Source organism: Rhodococcus ruber, from assembly GCF_027270735.1.
GTDB lineage: Bacteria > Actinomycetota > Actinomycetes > Mycobacteriales > Mycobacteriaceae > Rhodococcoides > Rhodococcoides rubrum_A.
Window position 1 is genome coordinate 61,704 of the sequence record NZ_JAPWIJ010000012.1, and the last position, 14,730, is coordinate 76,433.

Here is a 14,730-nt window from a genome sequence, read left to right on the forward strand (position 1 = left end):
CGTCGACGATCGAAGTGTCCACGCCACGACCGTACCGGGTCGAGACGCGGAAACTCCGGGCCGGTTCGTCCGAAAACCGGTTGACTGTTCCGGGGCACCATCCATCGATGCTCGGTATGGTCGGCTGGTGAGCTTCTCGATACGGCCGGCCACGTCGTTCGCGGATCTGCGTGAAATCCTCGGCCCGAAGAACCCGACGTCCTCGGTCTGCTGGTGCCTGAGCTACCGAATCGATTCTGCGACCAACAGGGCACTCGTCGGTCCCGAACGCGCCGAGTACGTGAAGAAGCTGACCCGTCGAACAGTCGCGCCGGGGGTACTGGCCTACGACGGCGACGAGGTGGTCGGCTGGGCGGCTGTTGCACCGCGCTCGGAGTTACCGTTCGCGCGGTCGAACAAGATTCCGCACGTCGACGATCTGCCGGTCTGGACGGTCTGGTGCTTCCGGGTCAAGGCCGGCCACCGAAAACGCGGAATCGCACATGCGTTGTTGGACGGTGCCGTTCGGTTCGCGGACGACCATGGTGCCCCGGCGGTCGAGGGGTACCCGGTCGACAACGAGGGCCGAAGAGTCGATCTCACCATGGCATACGTGGGCACACGCCGACTGTTCGAATCGGCGGGCTTCGAGTTCGCCGTCGAAACAACGTCGGTGTCGGGTGGCTTCCATCGGGTGATCATGCGAAAAGACCTGCGCCACTAGGGCAAGCGCTCACCGCGGTGCCGCTTGCAATCCGGTCTCCACATCCTTCTGGGTCTCGGCCAGGAACGTTTCGAACTCCTCGCCGATCGTGAAAGTCGTCGTGAATTTGCTGCGCTCCGCGATCTGTTTCCAGGTGGGCGTATCCACCATCTTCCCCAGCGCCGCCCGCCAGTAGTCGACCGCGCCGACGGGCATGTCCGGTGGCCCGTACAGTCCGCGCCAATTCGACAGCGTCACATCGAATCCCAGCTCTCGTGCGGTGGGAACGTCGAAACCGGGGATCCGATTGTCGGCCAGAACGCCGATACCTTCGAGGTCCCCGGATGCCAGTCGATCGACGAATTCACTGACACCACCGATGGCCACGTCGATCTCACCGCCCAGAAGTGCAGCGATCTGTTCGCGGCCACCCTCCTGGGTGACGTAGCGGACGGCGGACGGGTCGCCGCCGGCTGCCGACACCAAAAGAGAGAAAGGCAACTCGTCATCGTGGGCCGCACCGACCACGACGCCCGATGGGTTGGACGCCACTGCAGCCATGACTCCGCGAAGGTCGGAGAGAGGACTGCCGGACGCGTGACGACGACGTAGTACTCGGTCATCAATCGGGCGATCATCGTGACGTCGTCTTTGCCGTATTTCGACACCCCGCTCGCCTGATTCACCATCATCGACAACGACGTCACCGCAAGCTGATCGTCGGCGCTCCGATGGTCCTCGACCATCGTGGCGAGGTAGTCGGCACCACTCCCGCCGGGTCGATTCTGCACCGGCAGAGCTGTTTCGACGATCTTCTCCGTCCGCAGGGCATCCACGACCGAACGTATGGTGAGGTCGAAGCCACTGCCGGGATCGGCTCCCGCCGTCATCGTTACTGGGCCGTCGGGATAGGGCACCGAATCGGAAGTAGATGCAGGATCGGCGCTGGGTCCGGAATCGGTACATCCGGTCAACACGAGGGTGGCCGCGATCATGACGCCGAACATCGATTTCTTCGCGATCACAGCATCGCCCCCAAGCCCGGTCCTGCACAGCGGTCGCTGCTTCCACCAACTCTAGGATGCAGTGATACGGGGCGGAGCAAAACGACGTCCGGACAAACCGGCAACTACCCGCGCGCGACGAGTACACGATTCCACCGACGCACGGGCGCGCACTCACCTACAGTTGCGCAGTGCCGAGCTGGATACTGGGTCTGATCGTCGTACTCGTCGTGGTGTTGGCCGTGACGGCCAAACTCGCTGCCCGCACCCGAGCTCCCGACCCGGGATGGTTCATCGACAGCACTCGTGCAGCCGGTGCGTTGACGGTCATCGGAACGATGTTCTCCGTCCTGCTGGCATTCACCATTTTCTTCGCACTGCAGAGTTACCAGCGCGCGAGCAATGGGGCCAGCGTCGAAGCCGTTGCCGTGACGGAGCTGCACAATGTGGCCGATGTCCTCGAAGGGCACGACGGTGAGAAGTTGCACGGCAGCCTCATCTGCTACAGCCGTGCTGTCGTCTCGAACGAATGGTCTGCGATGGCGCGCAGTGAAACATCCCCCACAGTCAATCACTGGGTGGACACCATGGCCCAGGATTTTGCGGCCACCACACCGGAAGGTGCCTCACAGGAGGCGGCTTACGGACAGTGGTTCGATCAGCAAGCCGAACGCCGCGACGGTCGCCGCGACCGGCTGGCCGAGGCAACACCATCGGTTCCGTTTCCGCTGTGGATCGTGCTGGGCATCGGAGCATCGGCAATACTCTCGTACATGTGCGTGCAGGCGGATCGCCGCGAATCCGCTGTAGTACAGGCGGTTCCGATCGCGTTCGTATCGGCGCTCGTGGCCTCGGCTCTGGTCGTCGTCGCGTTTCTCGACCACCCGTACTCCGATTGGTCGGGCAGCATCCAACCCACCGAGATGAACGTGACACTGCAGTTCATCGACGACGGCCACCCGGTCCCGTGCGACGAGTCCGGCAACCCCACCTGACCCGCCGCATGCGCAGCACCCACTACCGCACGATCGGCATGACCTGACGCACCTTCGGATCACGCAGATACAGCGCGCCCCAAGCGAGAACTCCGACGTACACCGCGAACAAGACCGTGCTGAACAACGGCTTGTCCACTCGCCAATTGGTGAGGACGGCACCACCGAGATATCCGGTCAGGAGAACCGCCCCGAGAAATGCGGTGCGCGGCACCACGTACAGAACCAGGCACGCCAGTAATACGATGCCGATGACGGGCGTCATCTCGTCGCGCAGCCCCAATTCGAGCGTCGCATCTTTCACCTGCTGCACATTCAGCAATTTGCCGACGATATCGAAGATCAGAAACAGCGCAAGCAGGCCTGTCAGGACCCAGCCCACGCGGGCTGCGCTCCGCGAGTTGGTCGCAGGGGTAGTCGTCACGGTCATGATGTTCTCCGATGCTCGATATTTGAGGTGTCGCCGGTATCGACTGCCATCGGTACGAAAACTCACCGGCGCGAGGATGTCACCAGGACTGCTTCAGCCTCGATCATGAACACTCGGGTGCGAACCCACCACTGCCGTGACAGCTATTTCCACCCGCATCATCGGGGCACCGAGCGCGCTCACCCCGATCTGAGTCCAGATCGGGGCGCGATTGCCCATCCGCCTCTCGAACTGCTCCACCATGACCCGGTTGTGCTCGTCGCCGATGGACACCTCGGACTCCGGAATATGGTACGAGACAACAGATACGACGTCGTTCCACGTGGCTCCCGCCGTTACCAGCGTCCTCTCCACGTTGTCGAACGCGCGCACGATCTCGTCTTCGAGTGTTGCCGGAAAGTGGAACTCGTCGTCCCAGCCACCCTGACCGGACGTATCGACCCGATCTCCGATGCGGACAGCTTGGCTGTATCGCATGTCGGCGAGTTGCGTGTCGCCGTAACCCGGGGTGACGAAGAATTCTGCAGTATTCACGGCTATCTCCTCGAATAGCTGGCGAGCTTCTCGTGTGCCGCTCGTCCAGAACTTCATGCGTGAAGTAAACGTAGCACAGTTACTTCACGCATGAAGTGAATGCGCTCGAGTAGGATGCCGATATGGCGACCACAGACCCGGCGGATGCAGATCCGGACTCATCCGAACAACACCCCTGGTTGACCGCAGACGAGAAGGCCGCCTGGACCGGCTTGGTCTCGCTGATCCTGTTACTACCAGGCCGATTGGAGTCTCCGCTGCAGCAGGAGTCAGGACTCACCCTCTTCGAATACTTGACGCTGAGCCATATCTCCGAGACGCCCGGGCATCGGCTGCGAATGAGCGAATTGGCATATCTGACAAACGGATCGCTGTCCCGTCTGTCGAATGTGGTCAAGCGTTTCGAGCAGCGCGGCTGGGTGGTTCGATCGACCGATCCCGAAGACGGCCGTGTCACCACTGCCGAACTCACCGACGCCGGCTACGACGTCGTCGTAGCCGCGGCACCGATTCACGTACGCGCAGTGCGCGACTTCGTACTCGACCCGCTCACCCAGACCGATCACCGAGCGTTGGCTCGCATCGCAGCAAAGCTACGAATACGACCGGATGACCTGAACTGAAAACTACGAGTTCAGCACACGGTGATGGGACTCTGCCCATTGCGCCAGCGCCAGCAACGGCCCGTTCGCAAACGACTCCCCGGTCTCGGTCAACCGGTGCATCCCACCGACGTCGTCCTTCTCGACCAATCGGAACGTGCGCAGGCGTTTCATCGATTCGTGTAGAGACTTGTCGCTGATACCGCCGATCATCGACACCAGGTCGACGCGTCGAGTCGGTCCGGACCTCAATGCAGTGAGGACTACCGCGTCCCACTGATGCGCGATCAGCTCGACGCCGAGCCTGACGAAGCAGTCGGCCGCGGCGGGCAACACATCGCGCATAGGAACCTCACTGTCGTGAACGAACGCCTACCAAATGGTAGGCGTCATGACACTAGCGTTCGGTGCGGGCGGCATCGAATGCCGAGAACAGGCCGAGTCTCGGACGCATGTCGCGGTAGGAGAAACCGTGAACGAGCAGCAACTCACCCATCGGACGGCAGCCGTCGACAGGGTGATCACCGTATTGGGTGCAACCGGGCAGCAGGGTGGGTCAGTGGCCGCGGCCCTGCTCGAAGCCGGGTGGAGGGTTCGCGCCGTGGTGCGTGATCCGTCGAGCTCGCGGGCCCGGCGACTCGCGGCCACCGGGATCGAGACGGTCGGAGGCGACCTTGCCGACCCGACATCGCTTCGGTCGGCGTTCACCGGTGCCCACGGGGTGTTCAGCGTCCAACCCAGTTCCGGACAGGCCGGGTCCGAGGTCACCGACGACGACGAGGTGGCGTACGGAATCTCGGTCGCCGACACCGCCAGGGCCGCGGGGGTCGAACACCTCGTGTACAGCTCCGCGATCGCTGCGAGGTCGACACCCACCGGCATCGGACACTTCGACACCAAAGCACGCATCGAGGCACATATCGGCGGGCTCGACATTCCGAGCACTGTCATCCGCCCGTCCAGCTTCATGGAGATTCTCCTGCTCCCCGGCATGGGTCTCGCTGACGGTCGTTTCTCCTTTCTGATGGGCGACACCCAACCGATGCAGTTCATCGCGGTGCGCGACATCGGACTCATTGCTGCCCACATCTTTTCGGCACCTGGCGAATTCAGGCACTGCAGTCTCGACATCGCCGGAGACGCGCTCACCGGAAATCAACTGGCACAACACTTCAGCACAGCACTGGAACGCCCCATCGAGTACCAACGAATGAACCCGTCCGTCCTTGAACAGAACGACGTGCTGGGTAGATTGGCAGCCGCCGTCGACGACGGAAGTTTGGCCGGGCGTGCCGACCTCACGGAGCTGAGGCACACGTTTCCGTTTCTGCTTCGATTCGAGGACTGGTTGGCGACCCGCGGTCCCGACATCATCGACGCCGCCACTCGCCCGTCGAGCGGCGACGTCGGTCTGCGCTGACAGCGACATCGATCTACGGCACCAACGGTCACCAGCTGACGGTTCCGTACCGATCGATGAACCGCCCGGACCCGTAGCCCGGTCCTTCGGTCGCCAGTCGGACGATGGCGTCGGTCCCCTCGGTGACCGTCTGCGGCCCGCTGTTTCCGTTGAATTCGGTTGCGGTATAGCCAGGATCGGCGGCATTGATACGAATATCGTCGAGGCCCTTGGCATATTGGGTCGTCAGCATCGTGACAGCCGACTTCGACGCAGTGTAGGCCGGAGCAACCACGCTGGATTCGACGCGAGACGGATCGTGTGTTGCTGCGAAAGACCCCATCCCACTACTGACATTGACGATGACGGGATCGGTCGAGATCCGTAGCAACGGAAGGAACGCTGCTGTCGTGCGGACGATTCCGAGAACGTTCACGTCGAGAACCGACAACACGTCCTCGGCGGTCAACTCGTCGACGGCGCTGTGCGGTCCGGCGATGCCGGCATTGTTGATCAGTACGTCGACAACCCCCTCCTGGCCTTGTACGTCCGCAGCTGCAGCTGCGACGGATTCGGCATCGGTGACGTCGATCTGCACGAACCGAGCCCCCACTGCTGCGGCAGCAGTCCTACCCCGCTCGGCATCACGTGCTCCGAGAATGACGGTGTGGCCCCGATCGATCAGTCGTCGGGCCGTTTCGTAGCCGAGGCCCTTGTTTGCTCCGGTGATGAATGTGATGGTCATATCCCCAGTGTTCAGGGCGACCAAGGCTCGTTCCAGGCACTCCTCGACGGTAGGAAAATCGGTACCACCCTGATACACGCCCGAAGAGCGACAATGGAACCGTGACCTCGACAACGGACGGACTCGGCGCGACGATCAGATCATGGCGTGATCGACTCTCACCCGATGCTGTCGGTCTACCGACCGGACGTTCACGCCGGGCCGCGGGGCTCAGGCGGGAGGACCTCGCCGATCTCGCGGGTATTTCCGTGGACTACATCGTGCGGCTCGAACAGGGGCGAGCGAAAACCCCGTCCGTCCAGGTGGTGTCGTCCATGGCGCGTGCCCTCCAGCTGACCGTGCCCGAGCGAGACCATCTCTACCGCTTGGCCGGTCACATTCCGCCGGCCGACGGCACCATCTCCGACCACATTCCGCCCGGAGTCAGGCGGGTGGTCGGCCGGCTCCACGAGGGTGCGGTTGCCGTGTTCGCAGCCGACTGGCAACTGCTGTGGTGGAACCGAAGTTGGGCCGCGCTGGTCGGCGATCCGTTGTCCGTCGCCCCTGCCAGGCGAAACTTCGCTCGTGAATGCTTCCCTGCCGGCGCAGACACACCGCGGATGTCCGCCTGGCCGGTGACGCCGTCCGGTGGCGAAGAAGCGGTTCGGGCGGCAGTCGTGTCAGACCTTCGGCGGGCCACCGGGCGGTTTCCCCACGACTCGAGGCTGAGGGGGTTGATCGATGAGTTGCGCGTCGGCAACTCAGAATTCGAGGCGTTGTGGTCCGTCGGTGCCGTCGGTTCACATCGCGAGGATCACAAAGTAGTCCACCACCCGACGGTTGGACCGATCACCGTCGACTGCGACGTACTCACCGACGGTGACGCGGAGCTGAAGATCGTCATCATGACTGCCGCCCCCGGTTCGGAGGACGAGACCAAGCTACGCCTGGCCACGATCGCCGGCAGCGTGGCCACGACCGAATTCGCCTGAGGCGCAGAGTCGTCAAAAGTCTCGGTTCTCGGCTCGTATTCTGCGGGCTTCGACGAGGAGCGAGTCGACGACTGCGCTCGTCGAGTTCGTACGGTGCGGCAGAGTTAGCGCGCAGGTCGTCCTCCCACTCCACGCGGGATCATCGACCTGCACCGTGGTGACACCGTCCGGCACTGTGGCTGCTGCGATTTCGGGTATGACTGTGATGCCCAATCCTGCTGCGACACAGCCGAGACGGGCAGTCCACTCCCGAATTCGCGCAGCGACTCGCGGGTTCGGCAAGGTGGGCCATGCCCCGAATTGTGGGTCGTTGCGGGCACCTTTGCCGACGATCCATGATTCACGTGCGAGTTCGTCGACGTGTGTTCGACCTTGGTGCGCAAGCCTGTGCTCAACTCCGACTGCCAGCAAGAGCTTTCCGTCGATCACTGTGTCGACGCGCAATCCCTTCAGGTCGTAAGCGGCAAGCCCGTCGCCGACAGCGATCACTGCCACGTCGATGCGTCCGGCGCGCAATTGTCGCAGCTGCGCCGGGGTCGAACTCTCGACGATTTCGACAGCGAGTTCCGAGTGCGAGTGTCGAACTCGGGCTATCGCGCGCGGCACGAGAACCATTGCCGCGGTGGGGAATGCCCCTATCGACACAGTTCCGGTGAGTAGATTCTCGGCTTCGGTGAGCTCGCGGGTCGCCGCGTCGATCTCGTGCAACACGGTCGCCGCGCGCGCCGCCACTAGTGTCCCCGCTGCTGTCGGCCGCACTCCACGCGCACCGCGCTCGAACAAGGTCGATCCCGCGGCCGCTTCCATCGATGCGACCTGCCGAGAGATCGCCGACTGCGTGTAACCCAGAATCTGAGCTGCGGCAGTGAACGATCCGGTCTCGAACACCACGCGTACCACCCGCAGTCCGCTCAGACTCCATTCCGCCACCCCTTCATTCGACCACATCGGCCATGTGAATACCGCATACCTGATATGCGTAACTATCGCTGGTGGAATGGCTGGCAGAAGCGCACGCTGACTACACCGACGAAAGGAAGTGCGAGAGTGGCTGTCAGCAACAAAACGTGGTTCATCACCGGCTCGTCCAAGGGGTTCGGTCGCCTATGGGCGCAGGCCGCGCTCGAACGCGGTGATCGCGTCGTCGCGACCGCACGCAACCCCGCCGATCTCGAGCCTCTGGCCGCCGAGTACGGAAGTGATGTTTTGTCGATACAGCTCGACGTCACCGACCGCGACGCGGTGTTCGCGACGGTGCGGCAGGCAGCGGAGCATTTCGGAACCATCGATGTGTTGATCAACAATGCGGGATATGGGCACTTCGGCATGGTCGAGGAACTCACCGAAACGGAAATACGGTCTCAGCTGGAGACCAACTTCTTCGGAGCACTATGGGTCACGCAAGCGGTCCTTCCGATCATGCGTGCACAACGTTCGGGACGCATTCTGCAGATCACGAGCGAGGGCGGTGTCCGGGCATTCCCGGGAATCGGTGCCTATCACGCGTCCAAGTGGGCGCTCGAGGGTTTGTCCGAATCTCTCTGGCAGGAAGTCGAACAATTCGGAATCCAGGTGACCAACGTCGAACCAGGACCGTACGACACCGACTGGCTTGCCACCGGCTCACGAACCAGTGCGGTCGACAGTGCGTACGACGTTGTGCGAGCTGCGACGGCAGGAGGTTTCGACGTCGGCGACCCCGCCGCGACGTCCGCAGCGATCCTGCAACTCGTCGACACCGACCGCGCGCCGCACCGCCTGTTTCTCGGCAAGACCTACAACGACATCGTCCCCATCTATCAGGATCGACTCGACACCTGGTGGCGGTGGCAGCCCACGGCTCTGGCCGCGTTCGGACACAGTGCACATACCGCAACAATCCAAGGAGAGCATCTATGACGGAACGGTCGACAGACCCGACCCGCGAGAGAGACACTCGATCCACCGACCGCCGGGTGGCCCTGGTCACGGGCGCTTCCGGCGGCATCGGACGCGCCGTCGCCACCCGACTCGGAGCCGACGGCATGGCGGTCGGTGTACACTACTCGGGCAACCGCGAGCGAGCTGCGGCGACCGCCGATGCGGTTGTCGCCGCAGGCGGTGAGGCGGTCTTACTGTCTGCCGATGTCGCCGACGAGAATTCGACCGCGGCAATGTTCGCCGAACTCGAGTCCACCTTCGGTGGAGTGGACGTCGTCGTCCACACCGCCGGGATCATGCTGTTGTCTCCGCTCGTCGACATGTCGTTCGAGGATTTCGACCGCATGCACCGAACCAACGTGCGCGGCTCGTTCGTGGTGAGCCAATCGGCTGCACGACGCGTCCGCGCAGGCGGTGCCATCGTGAACTTCTCCAGCTCGGTGGTCAAGCTGGCCTTGCCCGCTTACGGTGCTTACGCAGCAACCAAAGGCGCCGTCGACGCGTTGACCCCGATTCTCGCCAAAGAGCTGCGCGGACGCGACATCACAGTGAACGCCGTCGCCCCCGGGCCCACCGCGACTCCGCTCTTTCTCGACGGCAAACCCCGAGAAACGATCGATGCGATGGAGAAGATGACACCGCTCGAAAGACTGGGTCGACCGGAGGATATCGCCGAGACCGTCGCCTACCTGGCCGGTCCTGCTCGATGGATCAATGGTCAGGTCGTGTACGCCAATGGCGGGATCGCCTGACCCGTTTCTCTGACCATGGGCTACTTCGACCGAACGCGTCCTGACTTGTCAGACTCCCGACCACGAGCGCACAATTCGTCACCATGGCACTGATCTCGAAGGGCTTCGTCGGTCGCCGACCCGGCGACGACGGGCGCACTCCCCCCGGTCAGTATCTGACCAAGGATTTTCCGGTCCTCGCGATCGGACCCGCGCCCGTGGTCGCGACCGACACGTGGTCGTTCTCGGTCACCACCGAACGCGGCGATGCTCGCACGTGGAGCTGGGACGAATTCGCGGCACTTCCGCACGAGACTCCCACCGTCGACATCCATTGCGTCACCAAGTGGTCGAAGCTCGACACCACCTGGAAGGGCGTGAGCCTGGACGTTCTGTTGGACGGTCTCGACACCGATGCCGGGTACGTCGTGGTGCACGGCTTCGACGGCTACACCACCAATCTCCCCCTCGAGGACCTCAGGGATGGCAAGGCCTGGCTGGTCACCGAGTTCGACGGCGCTCCCCTTGCTCGCGAACACGGCGGTCCGGCAAGGCTTCTCGTTCCGCATCTGTATTTCTGGAAATCGGCCAAATGGATCTCACGCATCGAACTCACCCTGGAGAACGAACAGGGCTTCTGGGAGCGCGGCGGGTACCACGACTACGGAGATCCGTGGCGCGAGCAGCGGTACCAGGGCGACTGACGTGACATCGACGGCTGGGGCGAAACCCTGGCTCGTTGCCACGGCGGTGGCCGTGCGGCGTGAGACACCCACCGCGTCGACCCTCGTTCTGGACGTAGACGGGTGGCCCGGCCATCTCGCCGGACAGCACGTGGACGTCAAGCTCACCGCCGAGGACGGTTACAGCGCGCAGCGAAGCTATTCCCTGGCGTCGGCACCCGACGGCACCTCGCGCATCGAGATAGCCGTCCAGAACGTCGAGGACGGCGAGGTGTCGCCCTACTTGGTCGAGTCCGTCGAGGTCGGCGATCGCATCGAACTCCGCGGGCCGGTGGGTCGATGGTTCGTCTGGCGGCCGTCACGACCGTCGGAGCCCCCGTCTCCCCCGATTCTGTTGGTGGGCGGCGGTTCCGGCATCGTCCCGCTCCGCGCGATGGTTCGGGCGCAGGCATCCGCGACGGGCGGACCGGTGCCATTCCGGGTGCTGTACTCCGTGCGCGAACCTGCGGAGGTCTACTTCGCGGACGAGTGGGCTCGCCCTCCGGCGGGAGTGGACGTCACCCTGATCCACACGCGGCGTGCACCAGCCGGCAACGCACGGCCACTCGGCCGGATCACGTTGGAAGACATCGATGCTCACGGATGGCCGGCGGAGTTCGAGCCGCGTTGCTATATCTGCGGCCCCACGAGCTTCGTCGATACGGTGGCCGACATGCTGGTGGCTCGGGGTCACTCGGCAGCGAATATCCGAACAGAGCGTTTCGGACCGAGCTGAGGGAGGCCATCGGCTCGGCACCGCTCACGACGCTGTTTCGCAGTAGCCGATCACGGCACTCACCAGGCTGTCGACGAATTCGCGATCGCAGGGTTGACGGCTGAGCAAATGGCGGAAATGAATCGGGGCGATCAGTAGTTCGATGGCGGCGCGAGCATCGACATCCGCCGCTGTCTCGCCCCGTGCTGACGCGCGTTCGAAGACAACCGCGACGGACCGGAATCGTTCTTGCCAGAACATCTTGCGTGACTCGGCGATCTCCGGCGAGTCTGTGATCGAGGCGAAAACTCGGAGTAAACCTTGTCCGACAGCAGATTCCAGGTATCCGTCGAGTGCGGTTGCGAATGAGGTCAGGTCGTCGCGAAGAGTGCCCGTGTCGGGTACCACCAAGGTGCGCTCGCTGCCGGTGAGCAGTACGTCGAGGATCAGATTCTCTCGCGTCACCCACCGCCGGTAGATCGTGGTGTCACGCACTCCGGCCCGACGACTGATATCAGGAATGCCGACCTTGTCGACACCGACCTCCACGACGGCAGCGAGCACAGCCTCGTGGACAGCTTCCGTCACCTGTGCGGCTCGACCGCCGGGTCGCCGCCGTACTTCAGGATCGGTAGGTGTCTGCTCCACACCCCAAGGCTAAAGCAGAAAGTCTTGCATTTACCGATCCGGCACCCTACCGTGCGTCTAAAGCAGATTAATCTGCGTTAAGGGATGGGGAGCTACACGATGGCATCGTTGATCGAATGGGGACAGAGGGCAACAGTCAGCGCGAGAGCATTGACCCACACCACCGAAAGGGCCTCATATGCCCGCGGCGTCGCGCCGTTTCTGCCTCGTCTGTTCGTGGACCGTTTCACCCACCTCGGGGGCATACCCGATGACGAGTTCCGCGGCCAGTTGGCTCGATGCCGCTCCTTCGAGGACGACCTATGGGTTTCCTACTGGTCGACTTTCGCCACCGAGCACCTCGATCGCGCCGATGCGGCCCTGTCACGGTTGAGTGCGCCCGTCAGTACCCGGCTGCTCGACACAGAGGCTCCGACCGGCGCGCTACTTTCCGAATTGGGCGGCGTACTTGCCCCAGCGGCGTCGATCCTTGCCGACCGCGGAACGGTTGCCGATCCACACGCGACCGCACGATTCATTGCCGAGCATCCCGACGCATCCGACGCGGCGGTCGCTGTCGATGGGTTGATCAAGGCGTTGGTGTACTACTTCGTCGCCGCATGGCCGGGCGGGACGCCGCAACGCCAGGACGCCTATCGCAGATCTACTCGATTGTCGGAGTCTCTGTTACTCGCTCTCGCACCGGTCATGGGGTACGTCGTGGAAGTAGTCGACATCGCCCTGCCCGGTACCTCCGACCGGGTACACGGAATTCTCGCGCTACCGCTGAACGCGAAACACATTCCGACGGTCCTGGTTACGAACGGCCTGGAGGGGACTGTCGCCGAAACACTGCTACCCCTACTGGCGCAACGGGATGCAGGACTGGGCACGTTCGTCATGGAAATGCCCGGAACCTACTCGTACGACGACCCCATGACAGCTGCGTCCGAGAACGTGTACTCGGCAGTGATCGACTTCCTCGCAGCCGATCAGCGCGTCGACCCGGACCGAATCGGCATGATGGGCTTCAGTTTCGGCGGATACTGGTCCGCACGCATGGCCGCGTCGGATTCACGATTGAAAGTGGCGGTGTCCAACGGTCCGCTGACTCACCGCAGTTTCGGTGCGATCAACTCGATCGGGATGCCCGAGGTGATGATATCGACGCTCATCCGCACACTCGGTGCGACCGGAATACTGGACTTGGCGCGCAAGACTTCGAAGATGTCCCTACGGCATCGCTACCGGGATATCGACATCCCGCTGTTGGTGATCAATGGGGCCGAGGACACTCTGGCCAGTACCCGCGACTCGATCGAGCTCGCCGTCGAGGCACCGAACGCTCAATTGGTGCTGTACGCGGACGACGACCACTGTGCGATGGGCAACGCAGAACATTGGTCTGCACTCTCGACTCGATTCCTTCGCGAGCATCTACTGAGCCCGTCGACCACTGCCGAGCTATCTCCGTAAAGTCACTCGTCCTCGAACGTCCGCCAACGACCGTGCGCCCATCAGCTGCATCGTCCGAGTCGCCTCCGACTGGAATATCTCGAGTGCCGAGGTGACGCCCCGCTGCCCGCCGGCCATCAGTCCGTACAGATACGCACGCCCCACCATTGCGCCCGTGGCTCCCAACCCCACAGCTGCGATCAGATCGGATCCGGTCGTGATTCCGGTGTCCACGTACACCTCTGCATCGGATCCGACCGCATCGACGACCTGCGGTAGCAATTCGAGAGGGGTCGGGGCGCGGTCGAGCTGACGACCGCCATGATTGGACACCACCAACGCATCCGCACCGGCACCGACGACGTCGCGCGCGTCGGCGACATCCTGAATCCCCTTGACCACAAGCTTTCCCGGCCATTCGGAGCGCAGCCATTCGAGATCGGTGAAACTCAGCGAGGGGTCGAACATGCTCTGCACCAGATCGCCGACGGTGCCCTCGAAGGACGTCAGATTCGCGAATTCCAGCGGTTCGGTGGTCAACAGATTCATCCACCAACTGGGGTGCCGCGTCATGTCGGTAAGGGTGCGCATGTTCAGTGTCGGTGGGATGGTCATCCCGTTGCGGACATCGCGCAGGCGGTTACCGGGAACTGGTGTGTCCACGGTGAGAACCAGTACGTCGACCCCGGCCTGGACAGCTCGTTCGACGAGGTCCTTGCTGGCCGCCCGGTCCTTCCACAGATACAGCTGAAACCAATTGGCACCGGTCGGTGCCGTCCTCGTCACGTCCTCGATCGATGCGGTGCCCATGGTCGAGAGTGCGTACGGCACACCTGCCGTCGCGGCTGCCCGGGCCACGGCAGTTTCGCCTTCATGGTGCATCATTCTGGTGAAACCGGTCGGGGCGAGGATCAACGGGAGCGCAGCCTTCCTACCCAAGATCGACGTCGACGTATCGACTGCGCTCACATCACGCAGCACGTGAGGTCTGAACTCGATTCGTCGGTACGCCTCACGAGCTCGAGCGATGCCGACCTCGCCCTCGGCACCACCCGAGACATACTCGAACACCGATCGCGGAGTACGGCGTCGTGCAATCTCGGCGAGATCGGCGATGGTGTGCGCGCGAGACAGGCGTCGTTCGACGAGATCGACTTCTCTCGACCGCATTTCGAGGAACGGTGCCACCTCTCGCCAA

The 14,730-nt window shown here is 63.1% G+C and carries 18 protein-coding genes; 10 read left to right on the top strand and 8 right to left on the bottom strand.

The window, feature by feature from the left end; genetic code table 11:
- Window positions 1–127 precede the first annotated feature (127 nt).
- Entirely contained in the window at window positions 128–703 is a 576-nt protein-coding gene (locus O4220_RS23665) for a GNAT family N-acetyltransferase (RefSeq protein ID WP_269607981.1), read from the top strand.
- 9 nt (window positions 704–712) lie between these two features.
- Here O4220_RS23665 and O4220_RS23670 read toward each other — a convergent pair whose 3' ends face one another.
- Window positions 713–1,243, bottom strand: coding sequence for a tripartite tricarboxylate transporter substrate-binding protein (locus tag O4220_RS23670; RefSeq protein WP_269607982.1), 531 nt, complete (start codon window positions 1,241–1,243; stop codon window positions 713–715).
- Window positions 1,244–1,877: 634 nt separating this feature from the next.
- Between O4220_RS23670 and O4220_RS23675 the strand changes: the two genes are divergently transcribed.
- Complete coding sequence (locus tag O4220_RS23675) at window positions 1,878–2,681, top strand: DUF4239 domain-containing protein (protein ID WP_269607983.1); 804 nt, start codon at window positions 1,878–1,880, stop codon at window positions 2,679–2,681.
- 22 nt (window positions 2,682–2,703) lie between these two features.
- Here the strand turns inward: O4220_RS23675 and O4220_RS23680 are convergent, their stop codons facing one another.
- Window positions 2,704–3,111 carry a DoxX family protein gene (locus O4220_RS23680; RefSeq protein ID WP_269607984.1) on the bottom strand — a complete coding sequence of 136 codons (408 nt, stop codon included), beginning with the start codon at window positions 3,109–3,111 and terminating at the stop codon, window positions 2,704–2,706.
- Between the two features lie 93 nt (window positions 3,112–3,204).
- The gene (locus O4220_RS23685) at window positions 3,205–3,588 is read right to left on the bottom strand and encodes a Rid family hydrolase (RefSeq protein ID WP_420030456.1); all 384 of its coding nucleotides are present in this window, start codon (window positions 3,586–3,588) and stop codon (window positions 3,205–3,207) included.
- Between the two features lie 179 nt (window positions 3,589–3,767).
- Between O4220_RS23685 and O4220_RS23690 the strand changes: the two genes are divergently transcribed.
- A complete protein-coding gene (locus O4220_RS23690; protein ID WP_269607987.1) occupies window positions 3,768–4,268 on the top strand; it encodes a MarR family winged helix-turn-helix transcriptional regulator in 501 nt (166 codons plus the stop codon).
- 3 nt (window positions 4,269–4,271) lie between these two features.
- Here the strand turns inward: O4220_RS23690 and O4220_RS23695 are convergent, their stop codons facing one another.
- On the bottom strand, window positions 4,272–4,592 hold the full coding sequence (locus O4220_RS23695; RefSeq protein WP_269607989.1) for a winged helix-turn-helix transcriptional regulator: 321 nt from the start codon (window positions 4,590–4,592) through the stop codon (window positions 4,272–4,274).
- Window positions 4,593–4,638: 46 nt separating this feature from the next.
- Between O4220_RS23695 and O4220_RS23700 the strand changes: the two genes are divergently transcribed.
- Window positions 4,639–5,667, top strand: a complete 1,029-nt coding sequence (locus tag O4220_RS23700; RefSeq protein WP_269607990.1) for an NmrA/HSCARG family protein — start codon at window positions 4,639–4,641, stop codon at window positions 5,665–5,667.
- A 28-nt stretch (window positions 5,668–5,695) separates the two neighbouring features.
- Here the strand turns inward: O4220_RS23700 and O4220_RS23705 are convergent, their stop codons facing one another.
- Window positions 5,696–6,391 (bottom strand): SDR family NAD(P)-dependent oxidoreductase, encoded by a 696-nt coding sequence (locus tag O4220_RS23705; protein ID WP_269607991.1) that lies wholly within the window; start codon window positions 6,389–6,391, stop codon window positions 5,696–5,698.
- 101 nt (window positions 6,392–6,492) lie between these two features.
- On the opposite strand from O4220_RS23705, the gene O4220_RS23710 reads away from it, so the two are divergent.
- A complete protein-coding gene (locus tag O4220_RS23710; protein ID WP_269607992.1) occupies window positions 6,493–7,362 on the top strand; it encodes a helix-turn-helix transcriptional regulator in 870 nt (289 codons plus the stop codon).
- Between the two features lie 12 nt (window positions 7,363–7,374).
- On the opposite strand, the gene O4220_RS23715 is transcribed toward O4220_RS23710, so the two are convergent.
- Complete coding sequence (locus O4220_RS23715; protein WP_269607993.1) at window positions 7,375–8,292, bottom strand: LysR family transcriptional regulator; 918 nt, start codon at window positions 8,290–8,292, stop codon at window positions 7,375–7,377.
- A gap of 117 nt (window positions 8,293–8,409) precedes the next feature.
- On the opposite strand from O4220_RS23715, the gene O4220_RS23720 reads away from it, so the two are divergent.
- The 4 genes from O4220_RS23720 (at window position 8,410) to O4220_RS23735 (ending at window position 11,471) form a co-directional block, all read left to right on the top strand.
- Window positions 8,410–9,261 carry an SDR family NAD(P)-dependent oxidoreductase gene (locus tag O4220_RS23720; RefSeq protein ID WP_269607994.1) on the top strand — a complete coding sequence of 284 codons (852 nt, stop codon included), beginning with the start codon at window positions 8,410–8,412 and terminating at the stop codon, window positions 9,259–9,261.
- On the top strand, window positions 9,258–10,034 hold the full coding sequence (locus O4220_RS23725) for an SDR family oxidoreductase (RefSeq protein ID WP_269607995.1): 777 nt from the start codon (window positions 9,258–9,260) through the stop codon (window positions 10,032–10,034). The genes O4220_RS23720 and O4220_RS23725 overlap by 4 nt, the downstream gene beginning before the upstream one ends.
- An 83-nt stretch (window positions 10,035–10,117) precedes the next feature.
- Window positions 10,118–10,717 (top strand): sulfite oxidase-like oxidoreductase, encoded by a 600-nt coding sequence (locus tag O4220_RS23730; protein ID WP_269607996.1) that lies wholly within the window; start codon window positions 10,118–10,120, stop codon window positions 10,715–10,717.
- Window position 10,718: 1 nt separating this feature from the next.
- A complete protein-coding gene (locus tag O4220_RS23735; RefSeq protein WP_269607997.1) occupies window positions 10,719–11,471 on the top strand; it encodes a ferredoxin reductase in 753 nt (250 codons plus the stop codon).
- Window positions 11,472–11,495: 24 nt separating this feature from the next.
- Here O4220_RS23735 and O4220_RS23740 read toward each other — a convergent pair whose 3' ends face one another.
- Window positions 11,496–12,098 (bottom strand): TetR/AcrR family transcriptional regulator, encoded by a 603-nt coding sequence (locus O4220_RS23740; protein ID WP_269607998.1) that lies wholly within the window; start codon window positions 12,096–12,098, stop codon window positions 11,496–11,498.
- Window positions 12,099–12,197: 99 nt separating this feature from the next.
- Here O4220_RS23740 and O4220_RS23745 point away from each other — a divergent pair, with 99 nt between their 5' ends.
- A complete protein-coding gene (locus tag O4220_RS23745; protein WP_269607999.1) occupies window positions 12,198–13,553 on the top strand; it encodes an alpha/beta hydrolase family protein in 1,356 nt (451 codons plus the stop codon).
- Here the strand turns inward: O4220_RS23745 and O4220_RS23750 are convergent.
- Window positions 13,542–14,702 (bottom strand): alpha-hydroxy acid oxidase, encoded by a 1,161-nt coding sequence (locus O4220_RS23750; protein WP_269608000.1) that lies wholly within the window; start codon window positions 14,700–14,702, stop codon window positions 13,542–13,544. The two genes, O4220_RS23745 and O4220_RS23750, sit on opposite strands and share 12 nt — an antisense overlap.
- Window positions 14,703–14,730: the final 28 nt, after the last annotated feature.